The organism is Variovorax atrisoli 110B, assembly GCF_000382045.1.
Lineage (GTDB): Bacteria > Pseudomonadota > Gammaproteobacteria > Burkholderiales > Burkholderiaceae_C > Variovorax > Variovorax atrisoli.
This window is the reverse complement of record NZ_KB907458.1, coordinates 107,727-129,373: the sequence shown is the minus strand read 5'-3', so window position 1 is coordinate 129,373 and position 21,647 is coordinate 107,727. Positions and strand designations below refer to the sequence as shown.

Sequence of the window (21,647 nt, the reverse complement as noted above, 5' to 3'; positions counted from 1 at the left end):
CCTACCCGGCTGCAGCGTCCGCGAAGAGCCCGGTCATGAACTGCGTCGACTTGAGCCCGGTGCCCGTCAGCAGCGCCACCGTCGTCTCCGTGCCTTCGATGTCGCCGCGCTGCGCCAGCACGTCGATGGCCGCCGCGGCGGATGCGGAAGTGGGCTCGGCATAGAGGCCGCAGGCTGCGAGCCGGCGCACCGCCGCCGCGATCTGCTCCTCGGTCAGCGCGACGGTCCTGCCGTTGGTCTCGTGCAGGGCCTGCATGATTTCCGGCAGCCGCACGGGCCGCTTGATCGCCGTGCCTTCGGCGATCGTCGGCTGCACGGCGCGCTCCACCAGGGTGTCGACGCCCGCGGTGAAGCTTGCGTCGATCGGCGAGCAGTTCAGCGGCTGGGCGACGAAGATGCGCGGCAGCTTCGCGATCTGCCCCGCCGCCAGCAGCTCCTTGAAGCCGATCCAGCAGCCGAGCACGTTGCTGCCCGCGCCGGTCGGGATCACGACGTTGTCCGGCGCCTCGAAGCCCAGGTCTTCCCAGAGCTCGTACGCCAGCGTCTTCGTGCCCTGCAGGAAGAACGGATGCCAGTTGTGGCTCGCGTAGAAGATCGACTCCGACTGCCGCACCGCCTCGTACTCGGACTCCTCGCGCGGCCCGGGCACCAGCTGCACCTCGGCGCCGAAGGCGCGGATCTGTGCCACCTTCGGCGCGGGCGTGTAGCTCGGCGCAAGCACCTTCACCCGCATGCCGGCCGCCGCGCCCGCAGCCGCGATGGCCGCGCCACCGTTGCCCGAGCTGTCCTCCAGCACCGCGTCGACGCCGATCTGGCGAAGGAAGGACATCATCACCGCCGCGCCGCGGTCCTTGAAGCTGCAGGTCGGGTTGAACCACTCGAGCTTGAAGTACGGCTCGAAGCCGCCCCAGCGCTTCTGCACCAGCGGCGTACAGCCCTCACCCATGCTCGCGGGACGGTCGATGGCCACCGGCAGCGCCGCGCGATAGCGCCACAGCGAACGCGTGCGCGAATCGATGTCGTCTCGCCCGATGCCAGGCAGCGGCGTGACCAGCATCGGGTTACCGTCGTCCGAACGCCAACGGCGCTCCGACAGCTCATGGTGCCTGCCGGTGCGAGGGTCGACGTAGCGTGCGCGTTCTGTCATTCGTGGCTCCTGGATCATCAAAGCGAACAGAATTGGATAATACATCCAATACTGTACTTTTTGTACAAATCAGATTGTTCGTCCAGAGCTGGATACGTACCCGATACATTCCCCGGTATGAAGAAGAAGCCGAACAAGCAGATGCTCGACATGCTCAGCAACATCGCCGAGGGCCTGGGCCAGACCTTCGCGCCCTTCTGCGAGGTGGTGGTGCACGACCTGAGCAATCCGAAGAACGCGATCCACGCGATCGAGAACGGCCTGAGCGGCCGCGAGGTCGGCGATTCGGTCACCGAGCTGGGCCTCGCGCGCATCCGCGACCCGGAGTTCCCGGCGGTGATCGCGAACTACGCCAACACCTTTCCCGACGGGCGCAAGGTCAAGAGCACCTCCATCGGCATCAAGGACGAGAGCGGGGAGTACGTGGCCGCGCTGTGCCTGAACGTCGACCTGACGCTGTTCCAGAGCTTCCAGGGCGCGATCTCGCAGTTCATGCGCATCGACGACCAGGAAGTGCACGAGCATCTGGAAGCCGGGAGCGGCAGCCACTCCGACCGCATCCACGCGCGCATCGACGAGTTCGCGGCCGCACGCGCGACCACGCCGCGCTCGCTGAAGCCCGCCGACCGCAAGCAGCTGGTGCAGGAGCTGAAGAAGGCGGGAATGCTGGAAGTGCGCCGCGGCGCCGAGATCGCGGCGGCGCACATGGGCGTGTCGCGCGCCACCGTCTACAGCGACGCGAAGTAGCCCGGCAGCCGACCGCCTACTGCGGCTGCAGCCCGATCTCCTGCGCGGCCTTCTGCCAGCGCTCGGCCTCCGAGCGCAGGAAGGCGCGCAGCTCGGTCGGCGTCGATCCCTTCATCTGCACGCCGAGCACCGACAGCCGCTCCTTCACCGAGGGATGCTCCAGCGCGGCGACGGCCTCGCGGCGCAGCTTCTCGATCACGTCCAGCGGCGTGGTGGCCGGCGCCACCAGGGCCCACCACTGGTCGATCTCCAGGCCCCTGAGTCCGCTCTCCGCGAGGGCCGGCACGTTCTGCAGGCCCGGCAGGTTCACGCGCTGCGTGCTCGTCACCAGCAGCGGGCGGATGCGGTTGCCTCCCAGCAGGCTCGAGCCGCTCGCCAGGGTCGCGAAGTGGCCTGCCACCGTGCCGGCCGCCACGTCGGTGAGCGCGGGCGCCGAGCCGCGGTACGGAACCATGTTGAACCTGATCTTCGTGCGGCTCGCCAGCAGCTCGGCCGCCAGGTGGCTCACGGTGCCGGCGCCACTGTGCGCGATGGCCGGCGGCGCGCCCTTCGCCGCGGCCGCAGCCGCTGTCTTCAGGAAGGTCTTGAAGTCCTTGCTGCCCTCGTCCATGCCCGAGAAGAACACCAGCGGCGAGGTGCCGATCATGGTCACCGGCGTGAAGTCGCGCAGCAGGTCGTAGGGCAGCTTCGCCGTCACCGCCGGCGCGATGGCGTGCGGCAGCTCGACGATGGCAAGCGTGTAGCCGTCGGGCGCGGCCTTGGCCACCGCGTCGGTGCCGATCATGCCGGCGGCGCCGGGCCGGTTGTCCACGATCACCGGGCTGCCGATGGTCTGGCTCATGCGCTGCGCCATGGCGCGGGCAATCGCGTCGGTGCTGCCGCCGGCCGCCCACGGCACGACGAGCTTCACCGGCCTGTCGGGATAGGCCGCCCAAGCAGGGCTGAGAAAAGAAGCGAGCAGGGCTGCAGAGCCGGAGGCCGCGAAGGCCCGGCGATTCATCGTCGGCATGTTCAGTTCCTGGAAGGGTTTACGCGCGATCGGGCCAGCTCGGGTCGCCGGTCGCATTGGCCGTCAGCATCAGCACCACATGCGCGTCCGCAGCGATGGAGTTGCTTTCCCGCAGTTGGCGCAATGCGGCGAGGCCGCCTGCGGCGCACAGCTCGGCGCTCACGCCGGCTGCCGTGAGCACGCGCCGTGCGGCGCGGGCCTCGTCGTCGTTCACCACCACGGCGCCGCCGCCGGTGGCGGTGGCCGCCTGCCACTGCAGGTAGGTGACGGTGGCACCCGCGGTGGAGAACTGCGCCGTGTGGCCCGGGTAGCTGCCGTTGATGGCGCCGCCCGCGAACACGCGCGCCAGGCGCGGGAACGGCTCCACCAGCCAGAGCTTCGGCAGGCGCGCGATGCGCCCGGCCGCCAGCAGGTCGCGAAAGCCTGCGTAGATGCCCCAGGCGAGGTCGCCGCGCGCGGTCGGGATCACGACGTGGTCGGGCAGGCCGCCCTCGTTCACGCACTCCAGCGCGATCGGCTTGTAGCCCTCGATCGCCAGCGGGGCGCTGCCCAGTGCGGGCAGGCGGTAGTTGGTGAGCGCGAAATAGCCGGGGTGCTGCGAGCGCTCGCGCACGAAGGCCCAGCGGCCGGCGTTGTCGGAGAACACGTAGCGACGCGCGCCCAGCGCGTCGAGCTGCCGCGCGTAGGTGGCCGGCATGCCCTCGTAGGTCGCTACCTCGCAGCCCAGCCCGGCCGCCCAGGCGTAGTGCGCGGCGGAGACGGCCGCGTTGCCCGAGGAGGCCAGCACGAGCGTGTGGGCGTCGAAGTCGAGCGCCTGCGCCACGCCCACCGCGGTCATGCGGTCCTTGTGCGAGCCGGTGGGGTTGCACGACTCGTCCTTGATGGCCAGTCGCGCCACGCCGAACTGGCTGGCCAGCTCGGGCATGTCCTGCAGCGGCGTCTGCCCTTCGCCCAGCGCGAAGCTGGAGGTGTAGGGCATGGGCATCAGCTCGGCGCTGTCGGGCAGGTAGCTGGCGCGCAGGGCCACGTGGATGCCTTCGCGCCTGCATGCCGGGCAGCCGTCGTGCGTCAGCGTGACCGGGTAGAGCGCATCGCAGCGCAGGCACTGCAGGCCGCGCAGGTTCGGATTGCGCACGGGCTTGGGGGTGCGGTCGCGAACCAGCCCGAGGGGGTGGCCCAGCGCTGCGGAATGGCCGGGCGGATCCTGCGGGAGAGCGGCGAACTTGAAGTCCAGAACGGGCGATGTCGTCACGGGGGTCAGCATCTGATGAAGTTGTGACTAAATCTTATTCAATCGGAAATAAAATTATGCAGCCCCAGATACTCAACCGATAACAAAACTTATCGATGCGATTCGGCGAAATCGAAACGTTCCGGGCGCTCATGCGCAGCAGCTCCACCCGCAAGGCCGCGGCCCTGCTGCACGTGACGCAGCCCGCCATCAGCCAGTCGCTCAAGCGGCTGGAGGCTCAGGCCGGCATGCTGCTGTTCCAGCGCACCGGCGGGCGGCTGGTGCCGACGCCCGAGGCCCGCGCGCTGTGGGTGGAGGTGGAACGGGTCTTCATCGGCATGGACGCCATCGAGCACCGGATGCGCAGCCTGCGCGACTTCGGCGTGAGCCAGCTCGAGCTCAGCTGCTTTCCGGCCTACGGCCTGGGTTTCATGCCGCGCGCGCTGGCACGGCTGAAGGCCCACCGCGGCGCGAGCCCCTGGCCGCAGGTGTCGCTGCAGGTGCTGAGCTCCAAGGACGTGCGCGACCGCGTGGCCATGGGCATCTCCGACTTCGGGCTGATGGCCGACGAGCTATCCCTCGAGGGCATCGACCATTCCACCTTCTCGCGCTTTCCCGGCGTGGTGGTGATGCCGCAGGGCCACGCGCTGGCGCGCTTCAAGACGATCAAGCCCGAGCAGCTTGCCGAGGCGCCCTTCATCTCGCTGAACCCCGAAGACCCCTCGCACCAGCGGCTCGAGGCCGCGCTGGCGCCCCATGGCGTGGCGCTGCGTGTGCTGGTGCAGACGCCCTACGCGGCCAGCGTGTGCGAGATGGCGCTGCGCGGCCTGGGCGTGGGCCTGGTCAACCCGATCACCGCGCTCGACTACGTGGAGCGCGGCCTGGTGGCGCGGCGGTTCTCGGTCGACGTGTACTTCACCTGCCTTCTCGCGTTGCCCGCGGGCAAGGTTCTTTCGGCCACCGCGCGCGACTTCATCTCGCTCATGCGCCAGCAGCTGGCCGAGGACGAGAAGCGCATCCAGCGCCACCTGCGCTAGGATGAATCGACATTCACTTCCAGCTGAACTCGTGGTTCAGCCCGATCACGAAACCGCGCACGCCCTGCGGGCCGGTGCGCGATGCGCTCACATCGACGCTGATCAGCGGCGTGATGCTGAAACGCCCGCCCACGCGCGAGGTCCAGACGTTCGATGCGCGGTTGCGCTCGGCGATGAGCGACACCGTGTCGTTCAACGCCCACTCCACGCCGACGCCGCCGCGTGGCGTGCGCACGCCGGTCCCGGTCGCCCAGTCGGCGCCGACGTTCGCGTGGACCTGCAGGCTGCCGAGCGGCCGCCAGGTGACGGGAACGACGAACTGCCCGCCCGCGCGGCCGCCGCGCTTGAAGTCGAACACCGCGCCCATCGACACCGCAGCGCTGAAGGGCGCGTCGGCCGCCTGGCCGTAGAAGTTCCACTTGAGCTGCGGGCCGCCGGTGACCGAATGGACGCCGCCCACCGAGCTGCGGTCGAGGTTCAGGCCCAGCTCGAAGGGCCCCACGCGGCAGGCCGGCCCGAAGTGGAAGCCCGTGACGGGCTCGACGCCAGTGCGGCCCCACCAGGTCTCGTACTGGCACTGGCCGGGGTCGAGGGTGCTGGCGTCGTCCACGTCGAAATGGCCCGCCGCGTGGGCGACCGGCCCCGCGAGCAGTCCTGCGAACATTCCCGCCTTCAAGCAGGAAGCCGCCAGCATCCGGCCGCGCGACGGCGGTCGGGTTCTTGTTGTGCTGTGCCTGGTGTTCTTCATCGCTCGCGTCCCCGGGGCCTCGAACCATTCTAGGGACGCGGAAAGTAGGCGCCGTGACGCGGCGCCGCGCGATGGGTACCCTTCAGATCTCGAACTGCGGCTGCAGCTCGCGGATGCGCTTGATGGCCACGCCCGCCGCCGCCGTGCGCGTCTCCACGCCCAGCTTCACGTACACCCGCTCCAGGTGCTTCTTGGCCGTGGCCGGGCTGCTGCCGAGAATCTCGCCGATGTCCTTGTTGGTCTTGCCCTTGACCACCCAGTACAGCACCTCGGCCTCGCGCGCGGTGAGCTTCAGGCTCAGGCTCATGGCCTCGATCACCGCGGTGTCGGACACCTCGCGCATGATGATCATCCACTCGTCGCCGTCGTCGTCGCCGCCGGTCTGCTGGTGCAGCCGCAGCGTGAGGCTGCCGGCGCCCTGCACGATGGACAGCGGCGGCGGCTCGATGCCGCGCTCGCGCGCATCGGGCGTGTGGCTGCGCAGCCATTCGAGCACCGCCGGCGGCGTCTCGGGCGCGCGGGTCTCGCAGTAGCGCTGCAGCAGGTCGCGCGCGAGCGCCGTCTGCCAGATCAGCTTCCCTTCGGGCAGTCGCACCGTGATGCTCGCGTAGCCGAAGGCGTCGAGCGCATTGCGCGCCTGGCCGGCCTGCCGCGCGTCCTGCCGCGCGCGGCGCGCGCCCTGCAGGTGCACGTTCATGCGCGCGAGCACCTCCTTCGGCTTGATGGGCTTGGTGACGTAGTCGACGCCGCCGGCCTCCAGCGCGGCCACCAGGTGCTCGGTCTCGGTGAGCCCCGTCATGAACACGATCGGGATGTGCGCCGTCGCAGCATCGGCCTTGAGCCGCCGTGCGACCTCGAAGCCGTCGATGCCCGGCATCATCGCGTCGAGCAGCACGATGTCGGGCTTGGCCTGCACCGCGCGCTGCAGCGCCTGCTCGCCGTTGGTGGCGATGAGCACGGTGTAGCCCGACTCGTCGAGCGCGTCGTGCAGCACCGCGAGGTTGTCGGGCACGTCGTCGACGATGAGCACGAGGTCGCTGTTGGCGCCCTGCTGTTCGCGCAGGGTCCTGGCGAGCGATGAGGTTTCCATGGCTGCAGATGGCTTCGTGGTCATGCTGCGCTTTCGACGGCCTCGGCCAGCGCGCGGCTCATGGCTTCGAACTGGAACTGGCGGGCCAGCACGCGCTGCGCTTCGGTCCATGCCGCGCACTCGGGCTGCGCGGCGTCGATGTCGTCGAGCTGGTTCATGATGCCCCGGAAGTAACCCAGGCCCACCGCCTCCTCCAGCGCGCGCAGCCGGGCCAGCGAGGGCGCCAGCATCGCACGCGGCTCGGCCACGGCAGCGGGCTTCGCGGCGGTCTCGGTCCAGCGCAGGCCGAGCCTGCGCTCGAGCCAGTCGAGCAGCTCGGTGTGGCGCACCGGCTTGACGAAGAAGTCCTCGGGCGCGATGCCCACGTCGTTGTCCAGCCCCTTGTCGAAGGCGTTGGCCGAGACGATGGCCACGGCAGCCTCGGTCAGGCCCAGCTTGCGCGCACGGCGGATGGTCTCCCAGCCGTCGATGCCGGGCATCGCGAGGTCGACGAACATCGCATCGGGCCGGTAGCCGGCGGCGACGAGGTCGAGCGCGTCGTGGCCGCTGGCGGCGCTTCGCAGCTCGAAGCCCAGCGGTGCGAGCAGGTGGCCGAGCAGGTCGCGGTCGGCCTCCTCGTTGTCGACCACCAGCAGGCGCCGGCGCGGACCCTCGTAGCCGCGCCGCGCGCGGGCGACGGGCAGCGCGCGCCCGGCACCGGCCACGGTGTCGTGCACGCGCGGCAGGAACAGGCGCACGCAGAAGAGCGAACCCACGCCCGGCGTGCTGCTCACCTTCATCTCGCCGCCCATCAGGTCGGTGAGCATCTTCGCGATGGTCAGGCCCAGCCCCGCCCCCGGCGCGGCGGCCATGCCCGTGGCGTTGCCGCGCGCGAAGGGCTCGAAGATGCGCTCGATGTCCTCTGCAGGCATGCCGGGGCCCGTGTCCTCGATCTCGATGGAGGCGAACTCGCGCGCGTAGGCCAGCCGCAGCGTGACCTGCCCCGCCGCCGTGAACTTGATCGCGTTGCCCAGCAGGTTGATGAGGATCTGGCAGACGCGCTTCTCGTCGGCGCGCACCACCTCGGGCAGCTGCCCCGCGGCCTCGAAGCGGAACTGCAGGCCCTTCTCGGCCGCCTGCAGCTCGAACATGTCGGCCAGCTCGCGCAGCGTGTCGGCAAAGCGCATCGGCCGCGCATGCAGCGTGAGCTTTCCCGCCTCGATGTGCGCGATGGCCAGCGTGCCCTCGATGAGCGACAGCAGGTGCTCCCCGCCGCGCTTGATGACGGCCACCGCCTGCTGCCGGTGCGGCGGCACGGAATGGTCTTCGCCCATGAGCTGCGCGTAGCCCAGGATGCTGTTGAGCGGCGTGCGCAGCTCGTGGCTGATGGCGCTGATGTAGCGGCTCTTGGCCTGGTTGGCCTGGTCGGCGGCCTGCTTGGCGAGCTCGGCCGCGAGCTTGGCCTGCTCCGCGATCTCGCGCGCCTCGTCGGCCGACTGCTTGGCGGCCTGCAGCGCGCGGTCGGTCTCGCGGTGCAGCTCGATCTCTCGCACCAGCAGGTGGGTCTGCCGGTTCGACTCCTCCTGCGCCACCTTGCGGCTCTGGTGCGCGAGCACCAGCCACCACGCGACGATGCCCGCGATGACCAGCAGCGCCATGTACGCCTTGAGGAAGCCCGAGCGCAGCGAAAGCTTCTGCACGCCCGCGAGCGCGGCCGCCGCGTCGGGCTCGGTCGCAAGCTCCAGCGCGCCTTCGGCGAAGGCGCGCAGCTCCTGCTGGTAGAGCACGCCGAACACCACCGCCAGCAGCGGCACGATCACCAGCATCAGCAGCAGGAAGTGTCCCAGCCCGGTGTCGAGGTAGCGCCAGCTGCGCCGCGGCAGCAGCCAGCGCAGCACCGCCGACCACTGGGACGACAGGCTCGCGTGCGGCTTGCACAGGTCGCCGCAGCGCGCGTCCAGCGTGCAGCACAGCGAGCAGATCGGGCCCTGGTAGGCGGGGCAATGGGCCATGTCGGGCCCCTCGTACTCGCGCTCGCAGATCACGCAGTGCTGCACCTTCAGCCGCTGGTAGCTGCCCTCGTGCTCGACCCTGGCCCAGCGCACCGCGCCGGCACCGGAAGAAGGCACGCCGCGCGCCAGGTAGTACTTGCCGCCGGTGGCCCAGGCCAGCAGCGGCGAGGCCACCAGCGCCGTGCCCAGCGCGATCAGCGCCGAGAAGGCCTGCGCCAGCGGACCGAAAACGCCCAGGTGCGCGGTGATCGACAGCCCCGAGGCCAGCGCCATCGCGCCCACGCCCACCGGATTGATGTCCCACAGGTGCGCGCGCTTGAACTCGATGCCCGGCGGCGACAGGCCCAGCGGCTTGTTGATGACCAGGTCGGCCACCACGGCCATCATCCAGGCGATGGCGATGTTGGCGAACAGGCCCAGCACGTCGCCCAGCGCCTCGAACACGTTCATCTCCATCAGCATGAAGGCGATGAGCGCGTTGAACACCACCCACACCACCCGCCCCGGGTGGCTGTGCGCGACGCGCGAGAAGAAGTTGCTCCAGGCCAGCGAGCCGGCGTAGGCGTTGGTCACGTTGATCTTGAGCTGAGAGATCACCACGAACAATGCCGTGGCCGCCACCGCCCAGCCGTAGTGCGGGAACACGTACTCGTAGGCCGCCAGGTACATCTGGTTCGGATCGACCGCCCGGTCGGCCGGCACCATGTGCGTGATCGCGAGGTAGGCCAGCAGCGCGCCGCCCAGCATCTTGAGCACCCCCAGCACCACCCAGCCCGGCCCGCCGGCCAGCACCCCGGCCCACCAGCGGCGCGCCGTGGCCGCCGTGCGCGCGGGCATGAAGCGCAGGTAGTCGGCCTGCTCGCCCATCTGGGTGATGAGCGCGATGCCGACCGTGAGTGCTGCGCCAAACAGGTGCAGATCGAAGCCCTTCGTGCCCGAGCGCACGCCGTTGTAGTGCGCTATGCCCGCAAACGCACCAGGATCGCGCACGAGCACATAGGCGAAGGGCACCACCAGCATCAGCAGCCACAGCGGCTGGGTCCACAGCTGCAGCCGGCTGATGGCCGACACCCCGTGCGTGACCAGCGGAATCACCACCAGCGCGCACACCAGGTAGCCCCAGACCGGCGGAATGCCCAGCGCCAGTTCCAGCGCGTAGGCCATCACCGCCGCCTCGAGCGCGAAGAAGATGAAGGTGAAGCTCGCGTAGATCAGCGAGGTGAGCGTGGAGCCGATGTAGCCGAAGCCGGCGCCGCGCGTGAGCAGGTCCATGTCCACGCCGTAGCGCGCCGCGTACACGCTGATCGGCACACCGGCCAGGAAGATGATGAGCCCCGTCGCCAGGATCGCCCAGAAGGCGTTGGCGAAGCCGTACTGCACCAGCAGCGTCGCGCCCACCGCCTCCAGGATCAGGAACGATGCCGCCCCGAACGCCGTGTTGGCCACCCGCCATTCGGACCACTTGCGGAAGCGCTGCGGCGTGTAGCGCAGGGCGTAGTCTTCCAGCGTCTCGCTGGCCACCCAGCTGTTGTAGTCGCGCCGCACCTTGACGATGCGCTGCGGGGCGTCGTCGGGGGTGGCGGTCGTGGCTTCAGGGTTCACACCGTTTCGGTGCATCTTTCATGCCTGAACTGTTGCTCGCCCCCAGGCCGCGCGCGCTTCGTGTCGCTGCGCCAACCCGCAACCGGGGGGGGCGGGCCGGCCGCTTCGGGCGGCCGTGCGCGGCGGCCCCTGGGACGTTCAACGGCACGACTGTTGCAAAGAAGCCGGCTTGCCCATAATGGCCGCCTCTTCCTGCCACCCGACCCCGACCCCATGGAACTGACCCCGCGCGAAAAAGACAAGCTGCTGATCTTCACCGCGGCACTCCTGGCCGAACGCCGCAAGGCCCGCGGCCTCAAGCTCAACTATCCCGAAGCGGTCGCCCTGATCTCCGCCGCCGTCATGGAAGGCGCGCGCGACGGCAAGAGCGTCGCCGAGCTCATGAGCGACGGCCGCAGCGTGCTGACCCGCGCCGACGTGATGGAGGGCATCGCCGAGATGATTCCCGACATCCAGGTCGAAGCCACTTTTCCGGACGGCACCAAGCTCGTGACCGTCCATCAGCCCATCGTCTGAATTCCACTCGAAGAACAACAGGAGCCCTCATGCGTCACAACGCCTCCCGTACCCTTGCCCTGCTCGCCGCCCTCCTGCTGCCCTTCGCCGCCAGCGCCCACACCGGCGTCGACGGCGGCATGCACCACGGCTTCGTCACCGGCTTCATGCACCCGCTGACCGGCGCCGACCACCTGGCCGCGATGGTCGCGGTCGGCCTGTGGAGCGCGCTGGCCGCGCGCCGTGCCTGGCCCGACCTGCTCTGGGCGCCGCTGGCCTTCGCCGGAATGCTGCTCGCGGGCGCGCTGGCGGGCCTGGCGGGCGTGCAGCTGCCGGCGGTCGAGCCGATGATCGCGGCCTCGCTGCTGGTGCTGGGCCTGCTGGTGGTCACGCGCGTGCACCTGCCGGCCGTGGCGGCGATGGTGGTGGTGGGCGTGTTCGCCGTCTTCCACGGCGTGGCGCACGGCTACGAGCTGGCGAGCGAGCAAGGCGCCGCCCTCACGCTGGCCGGCATGGTCTGCGCGACGGTGCTGCTGCACGCTGCGGGCATCGCGATCGGCTGGGCGCTGCGCCATGCCAACGCGTGGCTGCCGCGCGTGGCCGGCGCCGCGGTCGTCGGCCTGGGCGCAACGCTGCTGGCGCAGGCCATCTGAGGCGGCCAGCATGATCCCCGGAGAACTCTTCACCGACGAGGGCGAGCACACGCTCAACCCCGGCCGCCGCACCCTCACGCTGGTGGTGCAGAACACCGCCGACCGGCCGATCCAGGTCGGCTCGCACTATCACTTCGCCGAGACCAACGGCGCGCTCGGCTTCGACCGCGAGGCCGCGCGCGGCATGCGGCTGAACATCGCCTCGGGCGCCGCGGTGCGCTTCGAGCCGGGCCAGCAGCGCACGGTCGAGCTGGTCGACTTTTCGGGCGATCGCATCGTCTACGGCTTTCGCGGCCTCATCCAAGGAAAACTCTGATGGCGACCATCGGCAGACGCGCCTACGCAGAAATCTTCGGCCCCACCGTGGGCGACCGCGTTCGTCTTGCAGACACCGAGCTCGTCATCGAGGTCGAGGCCGACTACACCCTTCGCGCCGGCGGCTACGGCGAAGAGGTGAAGTTCGGCGGCGGCAAGACGATCCGCGACGGCATGGCGCAATCGCAGCGCACCAGGGCGCAAGGCGCGGTCGACACGGTGCTGACCAACGCCCTCATCCTCGACCACTGGGGCATCGTGAAGGCCGACATCGGCCTGAAGGACGGCCGCATCGCCGCCATCGGCAAGGCCGGCAACCCCGACGTGCAACCGGGCGTGGACATCGTCATCGGCCCGGGTACCGAGATCATCAGCTGCGAGGGCAACATCGTCACCGCGGGCGGCATCGACAGCCACATCCACTTCATCTGCCCGCAGCAGATCGAGGAGGCGCTCTCCTCCGGCGTGACCACCATGCTCGGCGGCGGCACCGGCCCCGCCACCGGCACCTTCGCCACCACCTCCACGCCCGGACCCTGGCACATCGAGCGCATGCTGCAGGCGGCCGATGCCTTCCCGATGAACCTGGGCTTCCTCGGCAAGGGCAACGCCAGCCTGCCGCACGCGCTGCACGAGCAGATCGACGCCGGCGTCATCGGCCTGAAGCTGCATGAAGACTGGGGCACCACGCCCGCGGCCATCAGCAACTGCATGGACGTGGCCGACGCCACCGACACGCAGGTTGCCATCCACAGCGACACGCTCAACGAATCGGGCTTTGTCGAGAACACCATCGCCGCCGTGGGCGGGCGCGGCATCTGCGCCTTCCACACCGAAGGCGCGGGCGGCGGCCATGCGCCCGACATCCTGCGCGTGGTGGGCGAGGAGAATTTCCTGCCGTCGTCGACCAACCCGACGATGCCCTACACCGTGAACACGCTCGACGAGCACGTCGACATGCTCATGGTGTGCCACCACCTCGACGCCGGCATCGCCGAAGACCTGGCCTTCGCCGAGTCGCGCATCCGCAAGGAGACCATCGCGGCCGAAGACGTGCTGCACGACCTGGGCGCGATCAGCATGTTCAGCTCCGACAGCCAGGCCATGGGCCGCGTCGGCGAGGTGGTCATCCGCACCTGGCAGACCGCGCACAAGATGAAGCTGCAGCGCGGCACGCTGCCCGAGGACAGCGCGCGCAACGACAACTTCCGCGCGAAGCGCTACGTCGCCAAGTACACGATCAACCCCGCCATCGCGCACGGCATCGCGCACGAGGTGGGCTCGCTCGAAGTCGGCAAGTGGGCCGACATCGTGATCTGGAAGCCGGCCTTCTTCGGCGTGAAGCCATTCACCATCCTGAAGGGCGGCAGCATCGCGCTGGCCGCCATGGGCGACCCGAACGCATCGATCCCCACGCCGCAGCCGGTGCACTACCGCCAGATGTTCGGCGCCTACGGCGGCTCGCTCGCGAATAGCTCGCTCACCTTCGTCTCGCAGGCCGGCCTGGCCGCGGGCGTGGGCGAGCGCTATGGCCTGAAGAAGCAGCTCAGCGCGGTGAAGAATGTGCGCGGCGTGCGCAAGAAGGACCTGATCCACAACGGCTACGCGCCGAAGATGGAGATCGACGCCCAGACCTACGCGGTGCGCGCCGACGGCAACCTGCTGACCTGCGAGCCGGCGAAGCTGCTGCCGATGGCGCAGCGGTATTTCCTGTTCTGAAGCCCTGGGGAACGCGGCTGCTTGACAGGCTGCGTATCCTCGAAGGTATTCATCCAGCCAGCGGGCGCCCTCCGGGGCGCTCCATTTGCACCATGCTCACCGCCAACAAACTCATGCCCCAGGGCCGTGGCCTTGCGCCCGTGCTGCTCAAGCGTGCCGCCACCATCGAACTCGACTGGGACATCCGCCAGAAGAGCCGCTTCGACGCCACCGACTCGCAGGGCCGACAGATCGGCGTGTTCCTGCCGCGCGGCACGCTGGTGCGCGGCGGCGACGTGCTGGTGGCCGAAGACGGCTCTCTGGTGCGCGTGATCGCCGCGCCGCAGCCCGTGCTTCGCATCACGCACTGCACCGCCCACGGCACGCCCTTCGACCTGACGCGTGCGGCCTACCACCTGGGCAACCGGCACGTGCCGATCGAGCTGAAGCCCGACCACCTGAAGATCGAGCCCGACCACGTGCTGGCCGACATGCTGCGCTCGATGCACCTGATCGTCGTGGCGGCGGAGGAAGCCTTCGAACCCGAGGGCGGCGCGTACGGGTCGCACGAGCATTCGCACGGCGGCGGTCACAGCCACGACCACGGGCATTCACACGACCACGGCCACTCGCACGACCACGGCAGCGGCCCGAAGCCTTTGGTGCTCGCGCCGGAGCTGCTGGACGACCACGGCCATTCGCACGGTCACGATCACGACCACGGACACCACGGCCATTCCCACTGACGCCACCGCTCCTACCGACGTGTCCGCCCAAAGCCTGCTGCAGCTGATCTGGCTCGCGTCTCCCGCGCTGCCGGTCGGCGGCTTCTCCTACTCCGAGGGCGTCGAAGCCGCCGTCGAGTGGGCCGGCATCGATTCCGAAGCGCGTGCGGCCGAGTGGCTTTCCGACCAGCTGCACCTGAGCTTCGCCCGCGGCGACCTCGCCGTCTTCGCCCAGGCCATCGCGGCCTGGAGCGCCGGCGACCTGCCGCGCATCAGCGAGCTCAACCGCTGGGTGATGGCCACCCGCGAATCGGCCGAGTTCCTGCTGCAGACCGAGCAGATGGGCCGCTCCTTCGTCGAATGGCTGAAGCTGCACCATGCCGACACGGCGGAAGTCTTCGCCGGCATGGATGCGAGCTATCCCGTCGCCTTCGCCTTCGCCGCCAGTCGCGCGGGCGCCACGGTGCACGACGGCTGCCTGGCCTTCGCCTTCGGCTGGGCCGAGAACATGGTCGCCGCCGCCGTCAAGGCCGTGCCGCTGGGCCAGAGCGCGGGCCAGCGCATCCTGGGGCGGCTGGCGCAGGAGATTCCCGATGCCGTGACCCGCGCCATGGCCCTGGGCGACGACGAGCGCCAGGCCTTCGCGCCCTCGCTGGCGGTGCTGTCGGCCCGCCATGAAACACAATATTCCCGCCTTTTCAGAAGCTGAACCGGACACCACTGCCATGACTTCCGCCCTGCACCACATTCCCAACCGCACCAAGAGACTTCCGCCGCTGCGCGTGGGCATCGGCGGCCCGGTCGGCTCGGGCAAGACCACGCTGCTGGAGATGCTGTGCAAGGCGATGCGCGACAAGTACGACCTGATCGCCATCACCAACGACATCTACACCAAGGAAGACCAGCGCCTGCTGACGGTGGCCGGCGCGTTGCCGGCCGAGCGCATCATGGGCGTGGAGACGGGCGGCTGCCCGCACACTGCGATCCGCGAAGACGCCTCGATCAACCTCGAGGCCATCGACCGCATGCTTGAAGACTTTCCGGACGCCGACGTGGTGTTCGTCGAGTCGGGCGGCGACAACCTCGCGGCCACCTTCAGCCCCGAGTTGTCGGACCTCACTATCTACGTGATCGACGTGGCGGCCGGCGAGAAGATCCCGCGCAAGGGCGGCCCGGGCATCACCAAGAGCGACCTCTTCGTGATCAACAAGACCGACCTCGCGCCCTACGTGGGGGCCAACCTCGACGTGATGGAGCAGGACACGCAGCGCATGCGCCGCCAGCGGCCCTACGTGATGACGAACCTCAAGACGCTCTCGGGCGTGGCCGACGTGGTCGCGTTCATCGAGGAACGGGGCATGCTCACCGCCGCCTGAGCGATCGGGCCGGCTGCGGGCCGGCTGCGGGCCGGCTGCGGGCCGGCCGCGCGCCTGCCCCGAAGCAGCGGTATCAAGTCAAGGAAGGCCGAGATAGACCCGCAGGTCGTCCTTCACAGTGCCGGCGGAGGCCACGGCGGTGCGCAGGCGCTCCTCGCTCACACCGAACCATTGGGTCCAGTAGTCGACCTCCTTGAGGTCGGTGACGTCGATCCGTTCATCGTCCCTTGGAATGCGGATCTCGGTGTCTTCGCGCATCGTCTTCTCCTGAAGAGCAAGAAATTGGTTGACCGGTTGATGGCTGAGTGAGGGGCCGCGGCTGCAATGGCCGCCGCGTGCCCGCTTCGGTGGCCGGAAATGGAGTTTCTCCGCCTGCCTTGCCGGACCGGCCGGACGAATCCGCTCCCCCTTGCAGGACAACAGCCATAGTCGAACGCATGGGAGCGCCATGCGGTGCCGTCCTGCAAGCCGCCCCCGGCCGGGGTGCTTGAATTCGCCCGTGACCTTACTCATTCGCGGAGAAGCGACATGGAGCCTCATGACCAGCGGCTGCTAAGCATGGGCGTGCCGGGCCTGAACGACGTGCTCGGCGGCGGCCTCGAGCCGAACCGGCTTTATCTTTTCGAAGGCACGCCAGGTGCCGGGAAGACCACCATCGCGATGCAGTTCCTGCTCGAAGGCGTGGCGCGCGGCGAGTCCGTGCTGTACGTGACTCTGTCGGAGACCGAGCACGAACTGCGCGGCGTCGCCGTCTCGCACGGCTGGGACATTTCCAACGTCCACGTGCGCGAGATGCTGCCCACCCAGGACAGCCTGCAGCCCGAGGAGCAGTACACCATGTTCCACCCCTCGGAGGTGGAGCTGAGCGAAACCACGCTGCGCCTGCTGCGCGACGTGGAGGCCATCAAGCCTTCGCGCATCGTGTTCGATTCGCTCTCCGAGCTGCGGCTGCTTTCGGGCACCTCGCTGCGCTACCGCCGGCAGATCCTGGCGCTCAAGCAGTTCTTCGCAGGGCGCCAGTGCACGGTGCTGCTGCTGGACGACATGACCGCCACCGAGCACGACCTGCAGGTTCAGAGCATCGCGCACGCGGTGGTGCGGCTGGAGCAGTCGAACTCCGACTACGGCGCCGCCCGCCGCCGCCTGCTGGTCGTGAAGTACCGCGGCCAATCGTTTCGCGGCGGCTACCACGACTACAAGATCGGCCGCGGCGGCCTGCAGGTGTTTCCGCGCCTGGTGGCGGCCGAACACCTCAACGACACCGCGCTGACCAAGCTGCCCAGCGGCCTGGAGGCGCTCGATGCGCTGCTGGGCGGCGGTCTCGAGAAGGGCACCAGCACCCTGTTCATCGGCGCGCCGGGCACGGGCAAGTCGTCGGTCGCGGTGCAGTTCGCCGTCGCGGCGGCCGAGCGCGGCGAGGCTTCGGGCCTCTTCATCTTCGACGAGAGTGTCAACACCCTGCGCACGCGCTGCAACGGCCTGGGCATGAAGCTGGAGCCACATCTCCGATCGGGCCTCATCCGCCTCAAGCAGGTCGACCCGGCCGAACTGTCGCCCGGCGAGCTGGTGCACGAGATCCGCCAGGCGGTGACCCAGCACGGCGCGAAAGTGATCGTGATCGACAGCCTGAACGGCTACCTCAACGCGATGCCCGACGAGCGCTTTCTCATCGTGCAGCTGCACGAGCTGCTCACCTACCTCGGGCAGTCCGGCGTGGCGACGCTGCTGGTCGGCGCGCAGCACGGGCTCATCGGCGCGCAGATGCAGACGGCGGTGGACGCCAGCTACCTTGCCGACGCGGTGGTGCTGCTGCGCTACTACGAGGCCGAAGGGGAAGTGCGGCAGGCCATCTCGGTGCTCAAGAAACGCGGCGGCGTGCACGAGCGCTCCATCCGCGCTTTCTCGATGGACCAGCACGGCCTGCACGTGGGCGATCCGCTGCGCCGCTTCAGAGGCATCCTGACCGGCGTGCCGGTGCCGATCGACGGCCCGGCCACACCCCCGCCGTGACCGAGAGCCTGACGATCCAGCTGCCGCAGCTGCGAGATCCGCAGTTGCGCGTGCTGATGAGACCTGCGACCGCGAAGGACGCCGCGATGACGGCGGTCGTGCTCGAACGCGCCGGCATCGAGGCCCGTACCTGCGCCGATCTTCCCGAGGTGCTGCGAGAAATGGCCGAGGGCGCCGGCGCGCTGCTGGTGTCCGAGGAACTGCTCTCGGGCAGCGGCGCCGCCGAACTCGCCGCGGCCGTGGCGGCCCAGCCCCCGTGGTCCGACCTGCCGGTGCTGATACTCGCGCGGCAGGGCGCCGACTCGCGCGCCATCTCCACCGCGATGGAAGGCATGGCCAACGTCACCGTGCTGGAGCGTCCGCTGCGCGTGGCCTCGCTGGTCAGCGCGTTGCGCAGCGCGCTGCGTGCGCGCCGGCGGCAGTACGAACTGCGCCGCATGCTGGACGAGCTCAACGAGGCAGACAGGCGCAAGACCGAGTTCCTGGCCACCCTGGCGCACGAACTGCGCAACCCGATGGCGCCGCTGAGCACCGCGCTGGCCATCCTCAAGCGCAAGCCGCTGACGTCGGAAGCCGCACTGCCCTACTACGAACTCATGGGCCGCCAGCTCGACCATATGGTGCGGCTGGTGAACGACCTGATGGAGGTCTCGCGCATCACGCGCGGCAAGATCGAACTCCAGCTGGACGAGCTCGCGCTGGAAAAGGTGATCCGCGGCGCGGTGGAGCTCAGCCGACCCCTGATGGACGCCGGCCGCCACACCCTCGGGCTGCACATCGCCGACGCCTCGCTGGCGGTGAAAGGCGACGGCGTGCGCCTCACCCAGGTGTTCTCGAACCTGCTGAACAACGCCGCCAAGTACACGCCCGAGGGCGGACGCATCGACGTCTTCCTGGAGCACGACGGCCACGGCCATGCGGTGGTGCGCGTGAAGGACAGCGGCACCGGCATCCCGGCCGCCATGCTGGACGCGATCTTCGACATGTTCGTGCAGGTCAGCGGCACCGCGCGCGCAGCGCAGGGCGGGCTGGGCATCGGGCTCACGCTGGTGAAGAGCATCGTGGAACTGCACGGCGGCACGGTCAGCGCCAGGAGCGAGGGGGCGGATCGCGGGAGCGAGTTCACCGTGTCCCTGCCCCTGCTCGGCCACGGCGCGCGAACCAGTACGGAGTCGACGACGCCCGAAGCCGCGATGGCGGTGAACCATCGCATCCTGGTGGTGGACGACAACCGCGATGCGGCCGAATCGCTGGAGACGCTGCTGGGGCTGCTCGGCGCGAAGGTCGCGGTGGCGTTCAATGGCCCGGACGCGCTGGCGAAGGCCGAACTCTTCGATCCGTCGCTCGCCATCCTCGACATCGGCATGCCCGGCATGGATGGCTGCGAGCTGGCGCGCCGCCTGCGGGCGCATCCGCGGCTGCATGGCATCGGCCTGATCGCGCTCACGGGCTGGGGCCAGCCCGACGATCGGCTTCGTATCGCGCAGGCAGGCTTCGACCATCACCTGCTGAAGCCGGTCGATGTCGACGAACTGACGTTGGCGCTGCAGAAGCTCGAGCGGCGCGCCGCGGGCTGAGGCGCCCCGCGAAGGAAGGGCTCTGGCAGCCCTTCCCTTTTCCTCAGAGCTCGCTGCCGTCGCGCAGCTGCCGCGCCTTGTAGACCAGCCGCACGCTCGCCCGCCGCGGGTCGCCCGACTGCTGCTGCACGTAGATGTCGGTGTCGTTGCTCACCCATGCCGCATACGCGCTGCCCGGGTCGCGCGACGAAAGCTCGTTGCCGAACGCGCCGCGGCCCCATTGCACCAGTGCCGCGAAGGCTGCCGCGCCGGCATCGGGCGTCGATTGCGCCGAGGCCACGTACTCGACGCGCCGCAGCTCCGAGGCGGCGAAGAAGAAGGTCGGCTCGAACAGCAGGCCGGCCATCTCGACGGGCGCCGCACGCCACGAACCCACGAGGCCGCCACCCAGGCGCTGCGGCCTCTGCACGCGTTCGGCGGCAGGCAAGGCGGCCTGCAGTTCCTCCGCCGACATGCCCAGGCGCACGCCGGGCGGCAGGGCCTGCGCGTGCAGGGCGCCTGCGGCGAGAAGGGCCGCGCTCATGGCGAGCGCGCGAAGAATGATCGGAAAGCGGGGAAGTCTCACGTCGGGCATCGGAGGAAGGGGGCGGCGGCAGCGTGGGACCGCAAGTATCGCGCGGAGTTCCGGTCCGCCACCTTTCCCCTGCCCTACCCCTGCCCTTGCCTGGTCGTCAGTCCTCGACGAAGGCCTCTTCGCGCTTGGCCTTCACCGAGGGCAGCAGCACCACGATCAGCAGCAGCGCGGCCGCGACCAGCAGGCCCGCCGACAGCGGCCGCGACACGAACACGCTCCAGTCGCCGCGCGACAGCAAGAGCGCCCGGCGCAGGTTCTCTTCCATCATCGGCCCGAGGATGAAGCCCAGCAGCAGCGGCGCGGGCTCGCACTTCAGCTTGAGGAACAGATAGCCCACGATGCCGAAGATGGCCACCATCCACACGTCGAAGGTGTTGTTGTTCTCCGAGTAGACGCCCACCGCGCAGAACAGCACGATCGACGGGAAGAGCCACTTGTAGGGAATGGTCAGCAGCTTGATCCAGATGCCGATCATCGGCAGGTTCAGCACGATCAGCATCAGGTTGCCGATCCACATCGAGGCGATCAGGCCCCAGAAGAGCTCGGGGTTGCTGGTCATCACCTGCGGACCCGGCTGGATGTTGTGGATGGTCATCGCACCCACCATCAGCGCCATCACCGCGTTGGGCGGGATGCCCAGCGTCAGCAGCGGGATGAAGGAAGTCTGCGCACCGGCGTTGTTGGCCGACTCGGGGCCCGCCACGCCGCGGATGTTGCCCTTGCCGAAGTCGGTCTCGCCCTGCTTGAGCTTGATCTTCTTCTCGATGGTGTAGGCCGCGAAGGCCGACAGCAGCGCGCCGCCGCCGGGCAGGATGCCCAGCGCCGAGCCCAGCGCCGTGCCTCGCAGCACCGCGGGCGTCATGTCCTTGAAGTCCTGCTTGGTGGGCCACAGGCCCTTCACCTTGGCGGTGAACACCTCGCGCTCGTGCTCGGGCACCGCGAGGTTGGCGATGATCTCGCCGTAGCCGAACACGCCCATGGCGATGGCGATGAAGCCGATGCCGTCGGTCAGTTCAGGAATGTCGAAGCTGTAGCGCGCCACGCCCGAGTTCACGTCGGTGCCCACGAGGCCGAGCGCGAGGCCCAGCAGGATCATCGTGATGGCCTTCAGCAGCGAGCCCGAGGCCAGCACCACCGCGCCGATCAGGCCCAGGATCATCAGCGAGAAGTATTCGGCCGGGCCGAACTTGAAGGCCAGCTCGGTCAGCGGCGGCGCGAAGGCAGCCAGGATCAGCGTACCGACGCAGCCCGCGAAGAACGAGCCCAGGCCGGCCGCAGCCAACGCCGGCCCTGCCCTTCCCTTGCGCGCCATCTGGTAGCCGTCGATGACGGTCACCACCGATGAAGACTCACCGGGCAGGTTCACAAGGATCGCGGTGGTCGAGCCGCCGTACTGCGCACCGTAGTAGATGCCCGCGAGCATGATCAGCGCCGACACCGGCGGCAGCGCGTACGTGGCCGGCAGCAGCATCGCGATGGTCGCCACGGGGCCGATGCCCGGCAGCACGCCGATCAGCGTGCCCAGCAGGCAGCCCACGAAGGCATAGACGAGGTTCTGCGCCGTGAAGGCGACGCCGAAGCCGATCGAGAGATTGGTAATCAGGTCCATGTGTCTTGTGTCA

Annotated in this window: 20 protein-coding genes; 11 read left to right on the top strand and 9 right to left on the bottom strand. The window is 69.3% G+C overall.

Going from position 1 to position 21,647, the window contains the following annotated elements:
* Position 1 precedes the first annotated feature (1 nt).
* A complete protein-coding gene (locus tag G369_RS0123655; protein ID WP_019656524.1) occupies positions 2–1,147 on the bottom strand; it encodes a threonine synthase in 1,146 nt (381 codons plus the stop codon).
* A gap of 117 nt (positions 1,148–1,264) precedes the next feature.
* Between G369_RS0123655 and G369_RS0123650 the strand changes: the two genes are divergently transcribed.
* On the top strand, positions 1,265–1,894 hold the full coding sequence (locus tag G369_RS0123650) for a helix-turn-helix transcriptional regulator (RefSeq protein WP_026346575.1): 630 nt from the start codon (positions 1,265–1,267) through the stop codon (positions 1,892–1,894).
* 16 nt (positions 1,895–1,910) lie between these two features.
* Here the strand turns inward: G369_RS0123650 and G369_RS0123645 are convergent, their stop codons facing one another.
* Together G369_RS0123645 and G369_RS0123640 are read right to left on the bottom strand one after the other, a co-directional pair.
* Positions 1,911–2,903: a Bug family tripartite tricarboxylate transporter substrate binding protein gene (locus G369_RS0123645; protein WP_019656523.1), complete on the bottom strand. Its 993-nt coding sequence runs from the start codon at positions 2,901–2,903 to the stop codon at positions 1,911–1,913.
* 19 nt (positions 2,904–2,922) lie between these two features.
* On the bottom strand, positions 2,923–4,167 hold the full coding sequence (locus G369_RS0123640; protein WP_019656522.1) for a threonine synthase: 1,245 nt from the start codon (positions 4,165–4,167) through the stop codon (positions 2,923–2,925).
* Between the two features lie 83 nt (positions 4,168–4,250).
* On the opposite strand from G369_RS0123640, the gene G369_RS0123635 reads away from it, so the two are divergent.
* Complete coding sequence (locus G369_RS0123635; protein ID WP_019656521.1) at positions 4,251–5,171, top strand: LysR substrate-binding domain-containing protein; 921 nt, start codon at positions 4,251–4,253, stop codon at positions 5,169–5,171.
* Positions 5,172–5,184: 13 nt separating this feature from the next.
* On the opposite strand, the gene G369_RS0123630 is transcribed toward G369_RS0123635, so the two are convergent.
* The 3 genes from G369_RS0123630 to G369_RS0123620 all read right to left on the bottom strand — a co-directional run bounded on the left by G369_RS0123630 (position 5,185) and on the right by G369_RS0123620 (position 10,617).
* Positions 5,185–5,835 (bottom strand): PA4824 family protein, encoded by a 651-nt coding sequence (locus G369_RS0123630; protein ID WP_019656520.1) that lies wholly within the window; start codon positions 5,833–5,835, stop codon positions 5,185–5,187.
* 166 nt (positions 5,836–6,001) lie between these two features.
* The gene (locus tag G369_RS0123625) at positions 6,002–7,009 is read right to left on the bottom strand and encodes a response regulator transcription factor (RefSeq protein WP_026346573.1); all 1,008 of its coding nucleotides are present in this window, start codon (positions 7,007–7,009) and stop codon (positions 6,002–6,004) included.
* Between the two features lie 20 nt (positions 7,010–7,029).
* Positions 7,030–10,617 (bottom strand): hybrid sensor histidine kinase/response regulator, encoded by a 3,588-nt coding sequence (locus G369_RS0123620; protein ID WP_026346572.1) that lies wholly within the window; start codon positions 10,615–10,617, stop codon positions 7,030–7,032.
* Between the two features lie 198 nt (positions 10,618–10,815).
* Between G369_RS0123620 and G369_RS0123615 the strand changes: the two genes are divergently transcribed.
* The 7 genes from G369_RS0123615 (at position 10,816) to ureG (ending at position 15,864) form a co-directional block, all read left to right on the top strand.
* Complete coding sequence (locus tag G369_RS0123615) at positions 10,816–11,118, top strand: urease subunit gamma (RefSeq protein WP_019656517.1); 303 nt, start codon at positions 10,816–10,818, stop codon at positions 11,116–11,118.
* Between the two features lie 29 nt (positions 11,119–11,147).
* Complete coding sequence (locus tag G369_RS0123610) at positions 11,148–11,750, top strand: HupE/UreJ family protein (protein ID WP_019656516.1); 603 nt, start codon at positions 11,148–11,150, stop codon at positions 11,748–11,750.
* A 10-nt stretch (positions 11,751–11,760) separates the two neighbouring features.
* Complete coding sequence (locus G369_RS0123605; protein WP_019656515.1) at positions 11,761–12,066, top strand: urease subunit beta; 306 nt, start codon at positions 11,761–11,763, stop codon at positions 12,064–12,066.
* Positions 12,066–13,784 carry an urease subunit alpha gene (gene ureC / locus G369_RS0123600; protein WP_019656514.1) on the top strand — a complete coding sequence of 573 codons (1,719 nt, stop codon included), beginning with the start codon at positions 12,066–12,068 and terminating at the stop codon, positions 13,782–13,784. The genes G369_RS0123605 and ureC overlap by 1 nt, the downstream gene beginning before the upstream one ends.
* A gap of 92 nt (positions 13,785–13,876) precedes the next feature.
* Positions 13,877–14,509, top strand: coding sequence for an urease accessory protein UreE (gene ureE, locus G369_RS0123595; RefSeq protein ID WP_019656513.1), 633 nt, complete (start codon positions 13,877–13,879; stop codon positions 14,507–14,509).
* A 19-nt stretch (positions 14,510–14,528) separates the two neighbouring features.
* Positions 14,529–15,197, top strand: a complete 669-nt coding sequence (locus G369_RS0123590) for an urease accessory protein UreF (protein WP_019656512.1) — start codon at positions 14,529–14,531, stop codon at positions 15,195–15,197.
* A gap of 16 nt (positions 15,198–15,213) precedes the next feature.
* Entirely contained in the window at positions 15,214–15,864 is a 651-nt protein-coding gene (gene ureG, locus G369_RS0123585; RefSeq protein WP_019656511.1) for an urease accessory protein UreG, read from the top strand.
* 78 nt (positions 15,865–15,942) lie between these two features.
* Here the strand turns inward: ureG and G369_RS0123580 are convergent, their stop codons facing one another.
* Entirely contained in the window at positions 15,943–16,122 is a 180-nt protein-coding gene (locus G369_RS0123580; protein WP_019656510.1) for a DUF3606 domain-containing protein, read from the bottom strand.
* 270 nt (positions 16,123–16,392) lie between these two features.
* Between G369_RS0123580 and G369_RS0123575 the strand changes: the two genes are divergently transcribed.
* The gene (locus G369_RS0123575) at positions 16,393–17,874 is read left to right on the top strand and encodes an ATPase domain-containing protein (protein WP_019656509.1); all 1,482 of its coding nucleotides are present in this window, start codon (positions 16,393–16,395) and stop codon (positions 17,872–17,874) included.
* Complete coding sequence (locus G369_RS0123570) at positions 17,871–19,451, top strand: hybrid sensor histidine kinase/response regulator (RefSeq protein WP_019656508.1); 1,581 nt, start codon at positions 17,871–17,873, stop codon at positions 19,449–19,451. The genes G369_RS0123575 and G369_RS0123570 overlap by 4 nt, the downstream gene beginning before the upstream one ends.
* Positions 19,452–19,494: 43 nt before the next feature.
* On the opposite strand, the gene G369_RS0123565 is transcribed toward G369_RS0123570, so the two are convergent.
* Together G369_RS0123565 and G369_RS0123560 are read right to left on the bottom strand one after the other, a co-directional pair.
* The gene (locus tag G369_RS0123565) at positions 19,495–19,974 is read right to left on the bottom strand and encodes a hypothetical protein (protein WP_244164374.1); all 480 of its coding nucleotides are present in this window, start codon (positions 19,972–19,974) and stop codon (positions 19,495–19,497) included.
* A gap of 148 nt (positions 19,975–20,122) precedes the next feature.
* Complete coding sequence (locus G369_RS0123560; protein ID WP_019656506.1) at positions 20,123–21,634, bottom strand: tripartite tricarboxylate transporter permease; 1,512 nt, start codon at positions 21,632–21,634, stop codon at positions 20,123–20,125.
* Between the last annotated feature and the right edge of the window lie 13 nt (positions 21,635–21,647).

Bases quoted from the DNA above. Each gene is read 5' to 3' on its own strand.
- G369_RS0123620 (WP_026346572.1), bottom strand. From the start codon at position 10,617: ATGCACCGAAACGGTGTGAACCCTGAAGCCACGACCGCCACCCCCGAC.
- G369_RS0123640 (WP_019656522.1), bottom strand. From the start codon at position 4,167: ATGCTGACCCCCGTGACGACATCGCCCGTTCTGGACTTCAAGTTCGCC.
- ureG (WP_019656511.1), top strand. From the start codon at position 15,214: ATGACTTCCGCCCTGCACCACATTCCCAACCGCACCAAGAGACTTCCG.
- G369_RS0123560 (WP_019656506.1), bottom strand. From the start codon at position 21,634: ATGGACCTGATTACCAATCTCTCGATCGGCTTCGGCGTCGCCTTCACG.
- G369_RS0123575 (WP_019656509.1), top strand. From the start codon at position 16,393: ATGGAGCCTCATGACCAGCGGCTGCTAAGCATGGGCGTGCCGGGCCTG.
- G369_RS0123625 (WP_026346573.1), bottom strand. From the start codon at position 7,009: ATGGAAACCTCATCGCTCGCCAGGACCCTGCGCGAACAGCAGGGCGCC.
- G369_RS0123655 (WP_019656524.1), bottom strand. From the start codon at position 1,147: ATGACAGAACGCGCACGCTACGTCGACCCTCGCACCGGCAGGCACCAT.
- G369_RS0123565 (WP_244164374.1), bottom strand. From the start codon at position 19,974: ATGAGCGCGGCCCTTCTCGCCGCAGGCGCCCTGCACGCGCAGGCCCTG.
- ureE (WP_019656513.1), top strand. From the start codon at position 13,877: ATGCTCACCGCCAACAAACTCATGCCCCAGGGCCGTGGCCTTGCGCCC.
- G369_RS0123635 (WP_019656521.1), top strand. From the start codon at position 4,251: ATGCGATTCGGCGAAATCGAAACGTTCCGGGCGCTCATGCGCAGCAGC.
- ureC (WP_019656514.1), top strand. From the start codon at position 12,066: ATGGCGACCATCGGCAGACGCGCCTACGCAGAAATCTTCGGCCCCACC.
- G369_RS0123580 (WP_019656510.1), bottom strand. From the start codon at position 16,122: ATGCGCGAAGACACCGAGATCCGCATTCCAAGGGACGATGAACGGATC.
- G369_RS0123645 (WP_019656523.1), bottom strand. From the start codon at position 2,903: ATGCCGACGATGAATCGCCGGGCCTTCGCGGCCTCCGGCTCTGCAGCC.
- G369_RS0123650 (WP_026346575.1), top strand. From the start codon at position 1,265: ATGAAGAAGAAGCCGAACAAGCAGATGCTCGACATGCTCAGCAACATC.
- G369_RS0123615 (WP_019656517.1), top strand. From the start codon at position 10,816: ATGGAACTGACCCCGCGCGAAAAAGACAAGCTGCTGATCTTCACCGCG.
- G369_RS0123610 (WP_019656516.1), top strand. From the start codon at position 11,148: ATGCGTCACAACGCCTCCCGTACCCTTGCCCTGCTCGCCGCCCTCCTG.
- G369_RS0123605 (WP_019656515.1), top strand. From the start codon at position 11,761: ATGATCCCCGGAGAACTCTTCACCGACGAGGGCGAGCACACGCTCAAC.
- G369_RS0123630 (WP_019656520.1), bottom strand. From the start codon at position 5,835: ATGTTCGCAGGACTGCTCGCGGGGCCGGTCGCCCACGCGGCGGGCCAT.